At 71.3% G+C, this 17,347-nt stretch carries 12 protein-coding genes; 5 read left to right on the forward strand and 7 right to left on the reverse strand.

The annotated features are described in order from the left end of the window. Positions 1-194: 194 nt before the first annotated feature. From STRTU_RS07525 to STRTU_RS07540, 4 genes are all read right to left on the reverse strand, one after another. Complete coding sequence (locus STRTU_RS07525) at positions 195-1,391, reverse strand: S8 family peptidase (RefSeq protein ID WP_159742829.1); 1,197 nt, start codon at positions 1,389-1,391, stop codon at positions 195-197. 436 nt (positions 1,392-1,827) lie between these two features. After that, complete coding sequence (locus tag STRTU_RS07530) at positions 1,828-3,156, reverse strand: ABC transporter substrate-binding protein (protein WP_159742830.1); 1,329 nt, start codon at positions 3,154-3,156, stop codon at positions 1,828-1,830. After that, the gene (locus STRTU_RS07535) at positions 3,156-4,076 is read right to left on the reverse strand and encodes a carbohydrate ABC transporter permease (protein WP_246240217.1); all 921 of its coding nucleotides are present in this window, start codon (positions 4,074-4,076) and stop codon (positions 3,156-3,158) included. Before STRTU_RS07535 ends, STRTU_RS07530 begins: the two co-directional genes overlap by 1 nt. Continuing rightward, positions 4,073-5,011 (reverse strand): carbohydrate ABC transporter permease, encoded by a 939-nt coding sequence (locus STRTU_RS07540; RefSeq protein ID WP_159742831.1) that lies wholly within the window; start codon positions 5,009-5,011, stop codon positions 4,073-4,075. The genes STRTU_RS07535 and STRTU_RS07540 overlap by 4 nt, the downstream gene beginning before the upstream one ends. A 312-nt stretch (positions 5,012-5,323) precedes the next feature. On the opposite strand from STRTU_RS07540, the gene STRTU_RS07545 reads away from it, so the two are divergent. After that, positions 5,324-6,214 (forward strand): aminoglycoside phosphotransferase family protein, encoded by an 891-nt coding sequence (locus tag STRTU_RS07545; RefSeq protein WP_159742832.1) that lies wholly within the window; start codon positions 5,324-5,326, stop codon positions 6,212-6,214. 69 nt (positions 6,215-6,283) lie between these two features. Here the strand turns inward: STRTU_RS07545 and STRTU_RS07550 are convergent, their stop codons facing one another. Then, positions 6,284-7,003 (reverse strand): exonuclease domain-containing protein, encoded by a 720-nt coding sequence (locus STRTU_RS07550; RefSeq protein ID WP_159742833.1) that lies wholly within the window; start codon positions 7,001-7,003, stop codon positions 6,284-6,286. Positions 7,004-7,211: 208 nt separating this feature from the next. Between STRTU_RS07550 and STRTU_RS07555 the strand changes: the two genes are divergently transcribed. After that, positions 7,212-8,015: an SDR family NAD(P)-dependent oxidoreductase gene (locus STRTU_RS07555; RefSeq protein ID WP_159742834.1), complete on the forward strand. Its 804-nt coding sequence runs from the start codon at positions 7,212-7,214 to the stop codon at positions 8,013-8,015. Between the two features lie 124 nt (positions 8,016-8,139). Here the strand turns inward: STRTU_RS07555 and STRTU_RS07560 are convergent, their stop codons facing one another. Further along, on the reverse strand, positions 8,140-9,390 hold the full coding sequence (locus STRTU_RS07560) for an SAV2148 family HEPN domain-containing protein (protein WP_159742835.1): 1,251 nt from the start codon (positions 9,388-9,390) through the stop codon (positions 8,140-8,142). 626 nt (positions 9,391-10,016) lie between these two features. Between STRTU_RS07560 and glgX the strand changes: the two genes are divergently transcribed. After that, the gene (gene glgX / locus STRTU_RS07570) at positions 10,017-12,227 is read left to right on the forward strand and encodes a glycogen debranching protein GlgX (protein ID WP_159742836.1); all 2,211 of its coding nucleotides are present in this window, start codon (positions 10,017-10,019) and stop codon (positions 12,225-12,227) included. Positions 12,228-12,367: 140 nt separating this feature from the next. After that, positions 12,368-14,827: a malto-oligosyltrehalose synthase gene (gene treY, locus STRTU_RS07575; protein WP_159742837.1), complete on the forward strand. Its 2,460-nt coding sequence runs from the start codon at positions 12,368-12,370 to the stop codon at positions 14,825-14,827. 7 nt (positions 14,828-14,834) lie between these two features. Here the strand turns inward: treY and STRTU_RS07580 are convergent, their stop codons facing one another. Beyond that, entirely contained in the window at positions 14,835-15,731 is an 897-nt protein-coding gene (locus STRTU_RS07580) for a LysR family transcriptional regulator (RefSeq protein WP_159742838.1), read from the reverse strand. Positions 15,732-15,883: 152 nt separating this feature from the next. On the opposite strand from STRTU_RS07580, the gene lpdA reads away from it, so the two are divergent. Beyond that, positions 15,884-17,320, forward strand: a complete 1,437-nt coding sequence (gene lpdA / locus STRTU_RS07585) for a dihydrolipoyl dehydrogenase (RefSeq protein WP_159742839.1) — start codon at positions 15,884-15,886, stop codon at positions 17,318-17,320. The last annotated feature ends 27 nt before the right edge of the window (positions 17,321-17,347 follow it).

A 17,347-nucleotide genomic window follows, 5' to 3' on the forward strand; every position in this document is an offset into this window, starting at 1 on the left:
GGGGGTGGGTTCGGGGGTGGGGGGGAGCCACCCGGCCGAAGTTCGCAAGCGCAGCACCCAGCCACCCGGCCGAAGTGCGCTCGCGCAGCACCCAGCCACTCAACCGGAGTTCACCGCACACACAACAACGCCGACCGTCGCGCCCCGTGGGGGCGGGCGCGGCGGTCGGCGTGTGGTGCTGAGGGGTCAGATGGTTACTTGATGACCTTCAGCAGCTTGTTGGGCGTGCCCTCGCTCGGGTTCGAGATCTTGTCGGGCGTGGCGCCGTCGGTCAGGGCCTTCGCCACATCGGCCGGCTTGGCGTCCTTGTGGCCGGCCAGGTAGACCGCGGCGGCACCGACGACATGCGGGGTCGCCATGGACGTACCGGAGATGGTCTTGGTGGCGCCGTCGTTCCAGTCCGAGGTGATGTCGGAGCCGGGGGCGTAAAGGTCGACCACCTTGCCGAAGTTGGAGAAGTCGGACTGCTCGTCGTCCTTGGTGCTGGAGGCCACGGTGATGGCTTCCTTCACCCGCGACGGGGAGCCCTGGCCCGCGTCGGAGGACTCGTTGCCCGCCGCGACGGCGAAGGTGACACCGGCGTCGATGGCCTTCTTCACGGCCGCGTCCAGGGCCTCGTCCGCGCCGCCGCCGAGCGACATGTTGGCGACCGAGGGACCCTTGTGGTTCTTGGTGACCCAGTCGATGCCCGCGACGACCTGCTCGGTGGTACCGGAGCCCTGACCGTCCAGGACCTTGACGCCGACGATCTTGGCCTTCTTGGCGACACCGTGCTCGGTACCACCAATGGTGCCCGCGACATGCGTGCCGTGGCCGTTGTCGTCCTCGGCCTTGTTGCTGCCGTCGACGGCGTTGAAACCGTACGACGCCCGGCCGCCGAAGTCCTTGTGCTTGATGTGGACGCCGGTGTCGATGACGTAGGCGGTGACGCCCTCACCCGCGCCATCGGGGTAGTTGTACTTCTTGTCGCCCTTGGTGTCTTCCTGGTCGATACGGTCCAGGCCCCACGAGGGCGGGTTGGCCTGGGCCTCGCTGATGTGGAACTTCTTGTTCTGGACGACCTTGTCCACGGCCGGGTCGGCGGCGAGCTGCTTGGCCTCATCGGCGCTCAGACCGGTCGCCGAGAAGCCGTCGATGGCGGAGGAGTAGTTCCGCTTGACCTTGCCGCCGTACTTGTCGGCCAGGTCACCGCTCTCCATGGTGCGGACCGACTTCTTCATCATGACGATGTAGCTGCCGTTCACGGCACCCTTGGCCTCGGCTCCGTAGATCTTGCCTTCGGCCGGGGACGCGCCCGCGGTGACCGCGGTGACGGCGGCGATACCAGTGGCGGCAACTGCGGCGGATATCGCCGTGACAAGCCGCTTCTTGCTGGAACGCTTGTGAGCCATTGCGAGGATTCTCCTCGTTCGTGGTGTGGGGGGAAAGCGTTGCGCAATAGCCCGAACAGACCGGAAGGTCTGCGTCGGACTGGCTCGAAACCCTGTCTGATTGCTGAGTTCAATTCAAGGTGAGCCGGTGTGTGTGAGATAAGCAACAAGGCCGCTGAAATGGGAAATGTTTCAGAAGTGGTCAAAGTGACCCCGGAGTTGAACCGGAGGGACTCAACTCCGTTTACGTTCACGCAATGGAGGGTGGCGGGGAGGCGAACGGCGCACCGCACTACGGCGGACCCGGTGATGCCCTCGGCCGTCGGCGCGAGAACCCATCCATCCGCCAATACGGTGTGATGCAGGGCCAGTTAGGGCTCGTTCACGTTCCCCGCGGGGGCGTCGGCCGTGTGCCCGTACAGCCCGGCTCGGTGCACCCACTCAAGGCGGCACCGATTCAGCGCTGGTAGCGGGCCAGCACCAGATTCCCGTCCTCAACGAGCCGCTTGCGCAGGGCGGTCAGGCCGATGGCGCCGCTGTAGTACTCCTGGAGGCCCGGGGTGGCGATCTTGTCTTTCCACTCCGGATAGCCGCGGACGGACTGGGCCGGGGCGGAACGCAGCGAGCCCGCCAATGCGGTGCCTGTCGCCCAGTCATATCGGTCGGTCCGTAGGGCCGGATCTTTCAGCGCCTGCTGACCCATCGGCAGCAGCCAGTCACCCAGAGCGAGTCGGACCATGTTCGGCGGGCTGAGGAGGAAGTCGATAAAGGCCATCGCCTCCTCCTTGTACGGGCAGTCCTCGGCGATCGACAGGGTCTGTGGGCTCACCCCCTGGTCCAGGGCCGTGCCCCTGGGGGCGGGCAGCACCGTCCAGTCGAAGCCCTTGGGCGCCTGCTGGGCGATCTGCTGACGGTAGGAGAAGCCGAGCGGCACCATCGCATAGCGCCCGGCGAAGAAGCCCGGGAGGGTGTCGGAGCCGCCCATGCCCAGCGTCGTACGGGAGGCGCTGCGGTCGACGTTGACCTGGTCGTGGATGGTGCGGGGGACCGCCTGGTCGACGGCGTCGAAGCGCACCTCCACCTTGCCGTCGCGGTGGCGGTGGAAGATCTGGCCGCCCGTGGAGAGGGACAGGTTGAGGGTGGCGGATACGGGTTCCTTCAGCGGCCAGGCGACGCCGTAGGTGGTGCCGCGCGTCAGCCGCTGTGCCGCCTCCTCGAACTCCCGCCAGGTCCAGGGGTGTTCGGGGGTGGGGATGCGGACGCCGGACCGGTGCAGCTCGGTGCGGTTGGCGATCAGCACCCGTGGCTCCTGGAGGAACGGGATGCCGTGGATCCGGCCGTTGAAGGTGGCGGTCTGCCAGCTCCGCTGCGGGATGTCGCGCCTGAGGCGCGGCGGCAGGAGGGGGGTGAGGTCGGCGAGATCCCCGCCGTAGGCGAAGTCCGCGAGGTCGTCGGAGGCGTCGTGGATGATGTCCGGGGCCTCGCCGCCCTCGAAGGAGGTCAGCAGCTGGTCGTGGACGGTGGGCCAGGCGCCCTGGACGTACTGCACCCGGACGTCGGGGTGTTGCCGGTTCCACTCCGCTACCAGCTGTTTGTTGGCCTTGAGCGAGTCCTGCTGCCAGGCCAGCGACTGGAAGCGCAGGGTGATCCGGCCACCGGACGGTCGACGGCGGTCGTCGGAACAGCCCGGCAGCAGGGCCGCGGCGGGCAGTGCGGCGGCCGCCGTGAGCAGGCGACGCCGCGGCATCCGGCGGAAACGGCGGCCGGGCGCAGGGTCATGACGCATCAGTTCTTCACCGCCCCGGCGAGCATCCCGCCCGTGATCCGCCGCTGGATGACGGCGAAGAGCAGCAGGCTCGGGAGGGTGGCGAGGAGCGCCGCGGCGGCGAGCGGACCGAGGTCGGCGACGCCCTCGGCCCCGAGGAAGTGGGTCAGCACCACCGGCAGGGTCTGTTTCTCAGGGGACTTGAGCAGGACCAGGGCGAAGAAGAACTCGTTCCAGGCCGTGATGAAGGCGAACAGCGCGGTGGCGACGATGCCGGGCGCGAGCAGCGGCGCGGTGACCGAGACGAGCGTACGGAACCGGCCGGCGCCGTCCACCGCCGCTGCCTCCTCCAACTCCCTTGGCACGGCCCGGACATAGCCGGTCAGCATCCACAGGGCGAACGGCAGCGACCACACCACATAGACCATGATCAGACCGATGCGGGAGTCCACCAGATGGAGACCCTTCAGGATCAGGAACAGCGGGATGATCACCAGCACCAGCGGGAATGCCTGGCTGATCACGACCCAGCCGGTGGCCGCCCGCGAGAGGCGGTTGCGGAAGCGGGCCAGGGCATACGCCATCGGGGTCGCCAGCAGGATCGCCAGCAGCGCGGAGACGGCGGCGGCCAGCAGGCTGTTGGCAGCCGCCACCGACAGCGGCTGCTGGGCGAACGCCTGCCGGAAGTTCTCCAGGGTGGGCGCCTCGGGGACCCAGGTGGGGTGCATGGAGCCCAGTTCCCGCGGTGGCTTGAAGGCGGTGGAGAGCAGCCACAGGAAGGGGAAGGCGAGGAAGACGAGATAGCCGAGGAGCGCTGCGTACTGGCCGGTGCGGGTGGCGGCGCGTCGTGCGGGGGCGTAGCGGCGTGGGGTACCGCCCCTTCCCTCACCGCGCCGAGTGTCCCCGCGTCGGCTGTCGCCGGTCCGTTCGCCTGCGCTCACCGGTCGTCGTCCCCCTTCAGCCGGCCGGCCAAATAGACCGCCAGCAGGACCGAGATCACCGCGACCATCGCCAGGCCCATCGTGGCGGCGTATCCGAACTGCCCGTAACGGAAGGCCTCTTCGTACGCGAACAGCATCGGCAGTCTGGTCCGGCCGCCGGGGCCGCCGTCGGTCAGGACGAAGACCAGGGCGAAGGAATTGAAGTTCCAGATGAAGTTGAGGGCCGTGACGGCGAGGGCGATGGGTCTGAGGGCGGGCCAGGTGACGGTGCGGAAGCGGCGCCAGGCGCCCGCGCCGTCCATGGACGCGGCCTCGTGCAGTTCGCGAGGCACGTTCTGCAGACCGGCCAGCAGGGTCACGGTGGTCTGTGGCATCCCGGCCCAGACGCCGACGACGATGACCGCGGGCAGTGCGGTGGCCGGCCCGCTGAGCCAGTCGCGGCCGTCGGCTCCGGACAGGCCCAGGCCGCGCAGGGTTTCGTTCAGGATGCCGGCGTCCGGGTGGTAGACCAGCCGCCACATGATGCCGACGACGACCTCGGGCATCGCCCACGGGATGATCGCCAGCGCGCGGGCCAGCCAGCGCAGCCGCAGATCGAGATGGAGCAGCAGGGCGAGACCGAGGGCGAGCAGGAACTGCGGGACGGTGACGCCAAAGGCCCATATCAGGCCGATCCGGAACGAGTCCCAGAACAGCGAGTCCTGAAAGAGGTCGGAGAAGTTCAGCAGCCCCACGAAGCGGGTGGCCTGGGTCCGGCCCGACTGGGCGTCGGTGAATGCCAGCCCGATCCCGTACAGCAGCGGGCCCACGCTCAGCACCAGGATGGGGAGCAGCGCGGGCAGCACGAGGAACCAGGCGCCGAGATCGCGCCGGGGCCGGGCGGGGCGGTCGGCGGCCGGTGCGGTGGACCGCCGGGGTGCGGTCGCCAGGGTCATCGAAGGGGCTCCGTACGGCGCGGCGGCCGAGACGCTCTGTTGCCGGACGGTCTGGTGTCGGAGGGTCTGGTGCCGAACGCCGCCCCCGCCGTTGGCGCTGCTGCCATCGCTGCCCCTCTCCCCGTCGGCCGTTCCCGGCCGCCGTCATCGTCGTGACGGCCGACACCCCCGTCAAGGTCCCCGGCCGATTCCACACCGGGGCCCACACCGGGGCCCGCGTCGGCACATCGGCTCACGGCCCGGGATGCCGTCCGGTGCGCCGCGGCCGACCTGCGACACTGGGCGCTTCCATGCACCGCAGGAGGCACCCCGATGACCGAACCGAGCCCCGCCGCCTTCACGGAGGCGCGCGCCCGGGACGTGCTGGCCGCGGCCGGGCACCCCGAGGCGGCCGCTGACGCCGCGCTGCTCTCGCTCGGCGAGAACGCCGTCTTCGCGCTCGGCGACAACGGACCCGTCGTACGGGTGGGCCGCAGCGCCGAACTCCTGGAGCGGGCCGAGCGGGAGCTGCGCGTGGCGCAGTGGCTGGCGGCCGAGGGCGTACCGGCCGTACGGGCCGCGGAGTCCGTGGCGACGTTGGTGGACGGACATCCCGTCACCTACTGGCGGCGGCTGCCGGAGGCCGTCCGCCCCGCCGGGCCGGGCGATCTCGCCGCGCTGCTGAAGCTCGTGCACGCGCTGCCGGAGCCGCCGTTCGCACTCCCCCGGCGTGAACTGCTCGGCGGGGTCGAGCGCTGGCTGCGGCTGGCCGGCGAGGCCGTGTCGGCGTCGGACGCGGAGTATCTGCGCGGGCGGCGGGACGCCTTCGCGGCGGCCGCCACGGCCCTGGAGCCGCATCTGCCGCGCGGCCCCATCCACGGCGACGCGCTGGCCCGCAATGTGCATGTCGGGCCCGACGGACCCGTGCTGGTCGACCTGGAAACCTTCTCCTCCGATCTGCGGGAACACGATCTGGTCGTGATGGCGCTCAGCCGGGACCGCTACGGGCTGTCCCCCGAGTCCTACGACGCCTTTGTGTCCGTCTACGGCTGGGACGTACGGGACTGGGAGGGCTGCGCCGTGCTGCGCGGGTCGCGGGAGACGGCGAGCTGCGCCTGGGTGTCCCAGCACGCGCCCGGAAACCCGGCGGCGCTCAAGGAGTTCCGGCGCCGGATCGCCTCACTGCGCGACAAGGACGCGACGGTGCGGTGGTATCCCTTCTGAGCGGGGCGGCCTGACAACGGGCCGGGCCTCTCGGCCCGGGCCTCGCAGCCGGAGCGGGGCCGGTAGCGCTCAGACCTCGGCCTGGTACGGGATCAGCGGCCAGGCCGGCTCGACTATCGCCCGAGGGTCACCGGAGCGCCGCAAATACGCCTGGAACGACGCGGCTTGTTCGGCGGCCGCCTGCTCCTGGAGGTCGTGCAGCGCGCGGGGCGACGGGATGGCGACGGCCGGGTACTTCTCCCCGATGCGCCGGGCGACCCCGGCGGCGGCCGCCGCATCTGCGCCCGCCTCGTGTGCGCCGTCCAGCCGGACCCCGTAATGACCGCAGAGCGCCTGGAGGGCACGCTTCCCCTTGCGGTAGCGGTCCACATGCTTGTCCAGGACGAGCGGGTCGATGACCGGGGCCGGGGCGTGTCCGAGGCGTTCGGTCAGCGTCGGCAGGCCATGGCGTCGGCACTCGCGGTCCAGCAGCGAGAGGTCATAGCGCGCGTTCATCACCACCAGCGGGATCTCCGTGCGCAGCGCCTCGGCCAGCGCCTCGGTGATCTCCGCTATGGCGGTCGCCGGCGGACGCCCGTGCTCTTGGACATATGCCGTCGAAATGCCGTGAATGGCCGCTGCCTCGTCGGGAATCGGCACGCCCGGATCGATCAGCCATGTCCGCTTTGCGGCCGGACGTCCGTCCCCCTCCAGACGGAGCAGGGCCGCGGTGACGATGCGGTCCTGCTCGATGTCGGTGCCTGTGGTCTCCAGGTCGAAGCTGACCAACAGCTTCTGATGCCAGCTCATGCGGCTACCTCGCTTCGCCCGGCCTCGCACGCGCTCATGCGGCCTCCTTCGGTGGTACTTCCCCCGTTGCTCGCCCACTCTCGCACGCACCACTGACAATCGACCGGCGGCCTGTCGCGGCGGGGATCCCAGAGTCCGCGCCCGGCCCGTCCGGCCCGTCCGGCCCCGTCCGGCCCCGTCCGGCCCGTCCGCCCCTAGGCTGACCGCCATGGACCTACGGCTGGCAGGACACGGCGCGCTGGTGACGGGCAGCAGTTCGGGCATCGGGGCCACGATCGCCGAGACGCTGGCGGACGAGGGGTGTGCGGTCCTCGTCCACGGGCGGAACGCGGGGGCCGCGGCGGCCGTCGCCGAGCAGGTCGCGGCCCGTGGTGTACGGGCCGAAGTGGTGCTCGGCGATCTGACGGAACCGGGCATCGCCGAGCAGGTCGCGCTCACCGCACGGGACTTCGGGGCCCGCATCCTCGTCAACAACGCAGGTCCCTTCGCCGAGCACGACTGGGAGACCTCCCGGCCCTCCGACTGGCGGGCCGCCTTCGAGGGGAACGTCCTGCCGACGGTGCGGGTCAGCCAGACGCTGCTGCCGTCGCTGCGCGCGCACGGCTGGGGCCGGGTGATCACCATCGGCAGCCGGGCGGTACGGACCCCGCTGCCCCACATGGCGGCCTACTCCGCGGCCAAGGCCGCCGTGGTGAACATGACCACCAGCCTGGCCCGGCACCTCGCCGGGACCGGGGTCACCGCGAACTGTGTGAGCCCGGGGGTGATCGCCACCCCGTCCATGTACCGGATGTTCGAGGAGCGGTCGGCCGAGGGCGACAGCGACCGGGGTGCACCGGAGGGCGGGCCGGACGAAGCGGACCTCGTCGCGGAGTACGCGCCGAATCCGAGCGGGCGGCTGGGGCGCCCGTCGGACATCGCGGCCGCGGTCGCCTACCTGGCGAGCCCGCTCGCCGACTACGTCAACGGAATCGAGCTGCGGGTCGACGGGGGCATCACGGGGACGCCGTAACACGGGAGGCCGTGGCCCGTGGGACGCCGCAGCCAGGGGACCGCGTAACCCGGAGACGCCGTAACCCGGAGACGCCGTAGCTCCTGGCCCGCCCGTCCCACCCGCCCCGCCCATCACTTCCGATTCAGGAAACCGGCCGCGAATCCGCCCACATGCTCTCGAATTCCTCCCGGTAGGTCTCGAAGAGGCCGTGATCGCCGTCGCGGGTCTCCCGGGCGTCCTGGCGGACGACCTCCCGGCCGCCGCCGCGGAGGACGAGGACGGGGGACTCCATCCCGCGGCTCTTGCGGAGGTAGGGCTGGATCACGGCCACGCCGTCGGGGCCGTCGCCGTCGACCAGGTAGGCGGTGAAGCGCGGGGTCTCGTCGAAGACCTGGATCTCGAAGGCGCCGGGGTCGCGCAGCCGGGCCCGGACCCGCCGCATATGGAGGATGTTCATCTCGATGGAGCGGCTCATCTCGCCCTTCTTCAGCCCGATTTCGCGCTCCCGGCGGCGGACCGCACTGCTGGCCGGGTTGAGGAAGAGCAGCCGGACGCGGCAGCCGGATTCGGCGAGCCGGACCAGGCGGCGGCCCGAGTAGTTCTGGACCAGGAGGTTGAGGCCGATACCCACGGCGTCGAGGCGGCGGGCGTCGCCGAAGAGGTCCTCGGCAGGAAGCTGGCGCTGGAGGCGTACCCGGTCGGAGTGCACGCCGATGACATCGGCGTAGCGGTCGCCTACCAGGTCCTCCACCGCGTCGATGGGCAGCCGTCCGGAGATACGGGTGCCGACGCCGGAGCCGAGTATGTCCAGGAGGCGGGCGGAGGCGCGCTCGGCCTGGGCGAGCACCGTCTCGGACAGCGCGCGGTTGCGGGAGACGATGTTGCGGGCGACCTCCAGTTCGTCGAGGGCCAGCTCGACATCGCGGCGGTCGTCGAAGTACGGCTCGAAGCAGGGCCAGTGCTGGACCATCAGTTCGCGGAGTTGCGGAAGGGTCAGAAAGCTGACGATGTTGTCGTCGGCGGGGTCCAGGAGGTAGCCCTTGCGGCGGCTGACCTCGCGGACGGCGACCGCGCGCTGCACCCACTCCTGGCCGGCGGGACCGGCCGCGGCGATGACCCATTCGTCGCCGTGCACCGGCTCGTAGATGGGCCGCAGGACGGCGGCGACGACGGCCCGCAGCCGTTGCTCGACGAGATTCAGCCAGATGTAGGCACGGCCGGCCCGGCGGGCGCGGGTGCGCACCTCGCTCCAGGCGTCGGCGCCCCAGTCCAGCTCCGCCCCGATCTCCAGCGGTCGTGCCAGGGACACCGCGCCGGGCGGTGCGTCGACGGAGCCGCCTTCATGGCCCTCATGACTCTCGTCACCAGGGGGCAACTCCAGCCCGCCGCTCACCTGCCACCGCCTTCCGAACCCCCGTGCCAACGATCAAGGCAGACTACTGCGGTGCGGGAGGCGGTGCAGCAGGATGGATCGAGTCGGTTACCAACTCCCCTTATCCATAGTGCCCGTTGTGCCTGGACAGCGGGGGCGGAGTGAGCGGATTCATAGCCGTGACACCGCGTGGGACCAGCTGGAAGCCCTGCCAGTACATGGGCATCGGCTCCTGGTCCTCATCCCTGGCGATGTGGTGAAACCCGATGTTGACCCACGTTGACCCACGCGATGGGGTGTTTCAGCGGCTGTCCGTTGACCCAGGTGTCGACGGCCAGTACCGGCCCGGTCGCCACAATTGGCCAGGTTGCTGCTGGCGAACTGCTCACATTTGTTGTACTCGGTGCAATAAACGTCATGTGTGGTGTAACGGCGCCCGGCGTATGTGCTGGTCGGGCCGGGGGCGATCTCGTAGGAGCACGGGGGCCGTCCGTGTTGCCGGTCGTCAGGGCGGCCACGGCGAGCAGCAGCGGTGCTCCCCGCAGTCGCCGGGGGCCCCGGACGTCCGCGGGAAGATTTCGACCGTTCCGCGGATGTGTGTCGTGGAGTCGCCGCGGCGCCCGGCGAGAAAGTGGAAGAGTCTACCCATGCAGGTCTGGCCGGGACAGATGTATCCGCTGGGTGCCACCTATGACGGGGCGGGCACCAACTTCGCGGTGTTCTCCGAAGCCGCGAAGCGCATCGAACTGTGTCTGCTGCACGACGACGGTTCGGAGACCGCCGTCGAGCTGCGCGAGAGCGACGCCAATGTGCGGCACGCGTATCTTCCGGGGGTGATGCCGGGGCAGCGTTACGGCTTCCGGGCGCACGGTCCGTACGAGCCGGAGCGGGGGCAGCGCTGCAATTCGGCGAAGCTGCTGCTCGACCCGTACGCACGGGCCATGAGCGGCCGGATCGACTGGGACGAGGCCGTCTACGGCTACCACTTCGGACGGCCCGAGGTCCGCAATGACCTGGACTCGGCGCCGCACACCATGGCGTCGGTGGTGGTCAATCCGTACTTCGACTGGGGCGACGACCGTCCGCCACGCACCGCCTATCACGAGACGGTGCTCTACGAGGCCCATGTGAAGGGCCTGACGATGCGCCATCCGGAGCTCCCCGAGGAGCTGCGCGGCACCTATGCCGCGCTGGCGCATCCGGCGATCATCGACCATCTGACCAAGCTCGGGGTGACCGCGCTGGAGCTGATGCCGGTGCATCAGTTCGTCCAGGACCACCGGCTGGTGGACGCGGGGCTGACGAACTACTGGGGCTACAACACCATCGGCTTCTTCGCCCCGCACAACGCCTACGCGTCCTGGGGGGACCGCGGGCAGCAGGTGCTGGAGTTCAAGACGGCGGTGCGGGCGCTGCACCAGGCCGGTATCGAGGTGATCCTCGATGTGGTCTACAACCACACCGCCGAGGGCAGCCATCTGGGCCCGACGCTGTCGTTCCGGGGGCTGGACAACGCCTCCTACTACCGGCTGTCGGACGACAAGCAGTACTACATGGACACCACGGGCACCGGGAATTCGCTGCTGATGCGCAGCCCGCATGTGCTCCAGCTGGTGATGGACTCGCTGCGCTACTGGGTGCAGGAGATGCGGGTGGACGGCTTCCGCTTCGATCTGGCGGCGACGCTGGCCCGGCAGTTCCACGAGGTGGACCGGCTGTCGTCATTCTTCGATCTGGTCCATCAGGACCCGGTCGTCAGCCAGGTGAAGCTGATCGCCGAGCCGTGGGACGTCGGTGAGGGCGGCTATCAGGTGGGGAACTTCCCGCCGCTGTGGACCGAGTGGAACGGGAAGTACCGGGACACCGTACGGGACCTGTGGCGGGGCGAACCGCGCACCCTGGCGGAGTTCGGGTCCCGGCTGACGGGTTCGTCGGACCTCTACCAGGAGGACGGGCGGCGGCCACTGGCCTCGGTGAACTTCGTGACCTGCCATGACGGCTTCACGCTGCACGATCTGGTGGCGTACAACGACAAGCACAACGAGGCCAACGGCGAGGACAACCGGGACGGCGAGCGCTTCAACCGGTCCTGGAACTGCGGTGCCGAGGGGCCGACCGACGATCCCGGGGTGCGTCGACTGCGGGCCCGGCAGACGCGGAATTTCCTGGCCACGCTGATGCTGTCGCAGGGCGTGCCGATGCTCAGCCACGGCGACGAGTTCGGGCGCAGCCAGGGCGGCAACAACAACGCGTACTGCCAGGACAACGAGCTGTCGTGGGTGTACTGGCCGGAGCGGGCACCGGGCGGGGGCGTCGGCGCGGCGGACGGGCCCCGGGCGGCGGACGAGGCGGACGGGCCGGGCGAGGCGGCGGACGGGGCGGCGGACGGGGACGAGGAGCGGCGGGCGCTGCTGGCGTTCGTCCGGCAGATGGTGTGGCTGCGCCGCGACCATCCGGTGTTCCGGCGGCGGCGGTTCTTCCAGGGCCATCCGATGGAGGGCACCCATGACGAGCTCTCCGACATCGCCTGGTTCACGGCGGGCGGCGAGGAGATGGGACCGCGCGACTGGCAGTCGGTGCATGCCAAATCGCTGACGGTGTTCCTCAACGGCAGCTCGATCTCCGAGCCGGGCCCCCGGGGGGAGCCGATCACCGATGACTCGTTCCTGCTGATGTTCAACGCCCACGACCAGGAGAAGGAGTTCATGGTTCCCGAGCACCTCGGCCGGCAGTGGCAGGTCGTGGTGGACACCGACCGGCCGCAGGCGGTGGCGGACGGCAGCGGCGCCAAGGTCAAGGCCGGCGACCGGCTGACGCTCATCGGCCGGAGCCTGCTGGTGCTGCAGCGACCGGCGTGAGCGCGGTGGGCGGCCGCGCGCCCCATGGGCCGGGCATACGAAGGTCCCCGCCCCCGGGGCCCACTCCGTCGGAGGAATCAACGGCACCCATGCGGGAGGGAGATGACAGAACGGGCCGTCAGCAGGGTACGGATGTTCCCATGACGCAGCCCCTGAGTCCGTCGCCGACCGCCACCTACCGGCTGCAGCTCCAGCCGGACTTCCCGTTCGCCGCCGCCAAGCGGGCCGTTCCGCATCTGGCCGCGCTCGGCGTCTCCCATCTGCACCTCTCTCCGGTGCTGGAGGCGGTGCCGGGCTCCACCCACGGCTACGACGTGGTCGACCACACGGCGGTACGGGCCGAGCTGGGCGGCGAGCCGGGGCTGCGGGCGCTGGCCGCCGCGGCCCGCTCGCACGGCCTGGGGCTGGTCGTCGACCTGGTGCCGAACCATATGGCGGTGCCGGAGCCGCTGTCGCTGAACGGGCCGCTGTGGCAGGTGCTGCGCGACGGCCCGGCGTCCCCGTACGCGCGCTGGTTCGACATCGACTGGGGCGCCGGGCACGGCGGACGGCTGCTGCTGCCGGTGCTCGGCGGCAGGATCGGCGAGGAGATGCGGCACTTCCGCGTCGAGGGCGAGGTGCTGCGCTATCACGGGCATGCCTTTCCGCTGCGCCCCGGGACGGAGACGCTGCCGCCGGACCGCCTCCTGGACGCCCAGTGGTACCGCCTCGCCTGGTGGCGGCTGGCCCGCAGCGAGCTGAACTACCGCCGCTTCTTCACCATTTCGGAGCTGATCGGGGTGCGCGTCGAGGACCCCGCGGTGTTCGAGGCGACGCATGGCACGGTGCTGCGGCTGATCCGTGAGGGCGTCATCGACGGGCTGCGCATCGACCACCCGGACGGTCTGGTGGACCCCGGCGGCTATCTGGCCCGGCTGCACGAGCGGACCGGCGGCCGCTGGACGGTGGTGGAGAAGATCCTCACCCGTGACGAGCGGCTCCCGGACAGCTGGGCCTGTGCGGGCACCACCGGCTATGACGCGCTGCGGCACATCGACGGACTGTTCGTCTGCCCGCAGGGCGCCGCGCGGCTGTTCTCCCACTACCGGGACTTCGCCACCCCGCTCGCCGACGAGGGCGGCGACTGGGAGGAGACGGTGCGCCGGGCCGCGTACGAGGTCATCACCCACGATCTGGCCACGGAAGTGGAGCGGCTGGTGCGGACCGCGGCGCGGATCAGCGCCCGAGCCCCCGAGCCGGGCGACCATGCGACCTGGGCGCTGCGCCACGCCCTCCGTGAGCTGCTGGTGCGGCTGCCGGTCTACCGTCCCTATGCCGCGGATCCGGCGCGGGCCGGACAGGACGCGGTCATGCTGGACGCGGCGGCGGCGCAGGCGCGTACCGCCTTCCGGGTGCCCGAGGAGGCGCGGGCGGTGGATCTGATCCGCGATCTGGCGCTCGGCCGGCTGACCGACCCGCCGGACCGGGACGGCGCGGACTGCGCCGACTTCACCGCGCGGTTCGCCCAGACCGCCTCCGCGCTGCACGCCAAATCCGTGGAGGACACCGCCTTCTACCGCTATCCGGTGCTGCTGTCGGCCTGCGAGGTCGGCGGCGATCCGGGGGAGCCGGCGCTCACCCCGGAGGCGTTCCACGCATACTGCGCCAGGCTCCAGCGGGACCGCCCGCTGGCCGGCACGGTGCTGTCCACCCACGACACCAAGCGCAGCGCCGATGTACGGGCGCGGATCGCGGTGCTGTCGGAGTGCCCCGACCGGTGGCGGGATGTGCTCGGGGCGATGGCCGACGACGCGGTGTGCGGCCGCACGGCGAGCGCGCTGGACGGTATCGGCCCGGCGGACCCGATGGTGTCGTGGCTGGCCTGGCAGACCGCGTTCGGCCTGGGTGCGGCCGGTGACGGCGAAGCGGCGGAGCGGGTGGCGCCCGCGGTGCTCAAGGCGGCGCGGGAGGCCGGGCTGCGCACCTCGTGGACGGAGCGGAACGCGGGCTACGAGGAGGCCGTCGAGGAGTTCATCCGTAACGGGCCCTGCGGTCCCACGGCCGCCCCGCTCGCCGCGCTGGACGGGGAACTCGCCCCGTTCATCCGCGCGAATGTGCTGGGCTCGACGCTGTTGCAGCTCACCATGCCGGGCGTCCCCGACCTCTATCAGGGCACCGAACTCGACTATGCCGCGCTGGTCGACCCGGACAACCGGCGTCCGGCCCGCTTCCGCCCCGAGCTGCTCACCGCGCTGGACGCCGGGAACCCGCCGCGCGACCTGTCCGGCGAGAAGCTCCGGCTGACCGCCGCGGCGCTGCGGCTGCGGCGCGACCATCCGCGGTGGTTCGGAGCCGACGCGTCATACGAGCCGGTGTACGGGGAGGGCCCGGCGGCCGAGCACTGTGTGGCGTTCTGCCGCAGCGGGCGGGTGCTGACGGTGGTGACCCGGCTGGCGCTGCGGCTGGAGGAGACCGGAGGCTGGTGGGACACCCTGCTGCGGCTCCCGCCGGACGGCACCTGGCGCGAGCGGCTGACCGGGCGCGAGCTGCCGGGCGGCGCAGTGGTGGGGCTGAGCGAGCTGCTGGCGGAGTCGCCGGTGGCGCTGCTCGTCCGCGAGTGACGGACCGTCAGTTCTGGATGTCCAGGCTCCGCTCCGCGCTCCCCGCCGTGCGCAGCAGCTCCGTGAACTCCGCGGCCGCGCCGGTCGGTTCGACCCGGGAGAAGATGGTGATGTCGCGCTGCCAGGGCGGATCGGTGGGCACGGCCGCACAGTCGACGCCGCGGAGTTCATGGGCGGCCGTCAGCAGCACCCCGACGCCCGCCGCCGCCATCCGGACGGCCGTGGAGCTGTGCTGGGTGCGCACGGCGGTGCGCGGGGTGAAGCCGGCCCGTTCGCACTCCCGGTCCAGCCAGCGCCGCCCCTCGACCACCGGTTCCAGGCTGCACCGCACCCACGGGCGGTCCGCCAGCTCCATGAGGCGGACCGACTCCCGGGCAGCGAGCGGGTCACCGTGCGGGACGACCAGCACCATCCGCTCCTGCCCCACGACGGTGACCGGCCCCGGCCAGTCCTCGGGGCGCGGCCCGAGCGCGAGGTCGGCGACACCGCGGGCCATCTGCTCCTCCAACTCCCCCGTCGTGGCGTACTCATGGAGCACCAGTCGGACCCCCGGACGCCTACGGGCCCAGCGTGCGCAGACCTCCGGGAGCACCCCGACCGCCTGGGCGTGCACCGTCGCGAGATGGAGTTCGCCGCTCTCCGCACCGCCCGCCGCGAGGGCGGCGCGACGGGCCTGCCGGGCGCTGCGGACGGCGAGTTGGGCGTGCGGGAAGTAGGCCCGGCCCATCGCGGTCAGCCGCACCCCGCGCGTCAGCCGCTCCAGCAGCGGGCCGCCGACCGTCCGCTCCAGCGCCTTGATCTGGTGCGAGAGCGCGGACTGGGTGACATGCAGTGCCTCGGCGGCGCGAGTGAAGGACTCCTGCTCCACGACCGCGACGAGGTACTCCATCTGCCGCAGACTCATGCCCGCCCCTCCCGGTGCGCTCGGCCCCTCATGACGCGCCATACGGGAGCCCCACCCCATGTGGGGCCCATGAAGGCTCATGAAGATTCTTCATCACCTCCATGGAAACATTGCCTTGGACTCATCACCGCAGGTGGGCGGAGTCTAATCGCATGAGTGAGACAGACGTGAACACACCGGACGTCATCGTCATCGGCGGCGGCACCGGCGGCTACAGCACCGCCCTGCGTGCCGCGTCCCTGGGGCTGCGGGTGGTGCTGGCCGAACGCGATCTGATCGGCGGCACCTGTCTGCACCGCGGCTGTATCCCCAGCAAGGCCATGCTGCACGCGGCCGAGTTGGTGGACGGTATCGCGGAGGCCCGCGAGCGGTGGGGCGTCAAGGCCACCGTCGACTCCCTGGACTGGCCGGCCCTGGTGGCCACCCGTGACACCATCGTCGCCCGCAACCACCAGGGCGTGGCGGGGCACTTGCGGACGGCGGGGGTGCGGGTCGTCCAGGGCACGGCACGGCTGACCGGACCCCGTACGGTCCATATCGAGGGCGCCGGGGAGGTCACCGCCCGCCGCGGCATCGTGCTGGCCACCGGGTCCCGGCCGCGGCTGCTGCCCGGCCTGTCCGCGGACGGCCGACGGGTGGTGACCAGCGACGACGCGCTGTTCGCGGCCGGGCTTCCGGCGTCCGTGCTGGTCCTGGGCGGCGGTGCGATCGGCGTCGAGTATGCGTCCTTCCACCGTTCCATGGGGGCGGAGGTCACCCTGGTCGAGGCGGCCGGGCGGCTGCTTCCGTTGGAGGACGAGGACGTCGGCCGTCATCTGGCGCGCGGGCTGAAGAAGCGCGGTATCGCGGTCCGTACGGGCTCGGCACTGACCGGGACCGAACTGCTGCCGGACGGGATACGGGCCACGGTGCGCACCCCGAAGGGCGAGGAGCTGGTGATCGAGGCCGAGCGGCTGCTGGTCGCGGTGGGGCGGGTCCCGGTGACGGACGGGCTGGACCTGGCGGCGGCCGGACTGGCGGCGGACGAGCGGGGGTTCGTTGCGCCTGCGGACTGGTCACGGCTGGAAACCGCCGTGCAGGGCATCCACGTGGTCGGCGACCTGCTGCCGCCGCCCTCCCTGGGGCTGGCCCACGCCTCGTTCGCGGAGGGCCTGTTGGTGGCCGAGACGCTGGCGGGCCTGCCGTCGCGGGCGGTGGACTACGCGGCGGTGCCACGGGTGACGTACTCCTCGCCGCAGACCGCCTCGGTCGGCCTGACCGAGGCCGAGGCGCGCGCCCGCGGCCTGGACATCACGGTGAACACCATGCCGCTGGCCGCCACCGCCAAGGGCATGGTGCACGGTCAGGGCGGCATGGTGAAGGTGATCGCGGCGGCGGACGGGGCGGACGGCGAGGCTACCGGCGCGGTCCTCGGGGTCCATCTCGTCGGGCCGCACGTCTCGGAGATGATCGCGGAGAGCCAGCTGATCGTGGGCTGGGACGCCGAACCGGCCGATGTCGCCCGGCACATCCATGCCCATCCGACCCTCTCCGAGGCGGTCGGCGAGACGTTTCTGACGCTGGCGGGGCGGGGGTTGCATCAGCACTGAGCGGGCCCGCGCCCGGATCCGCCCGGC

This window comes from Streptomyces tubercidicus (assembly GCF_027497495.1).
GTDB classification, from domain to species: Bacteria; Actinomycetota; Actinomycetes; order Streptomycetales; family Streptomycetaceae; genus Streptomyces; species Streptomyces tubercidicus.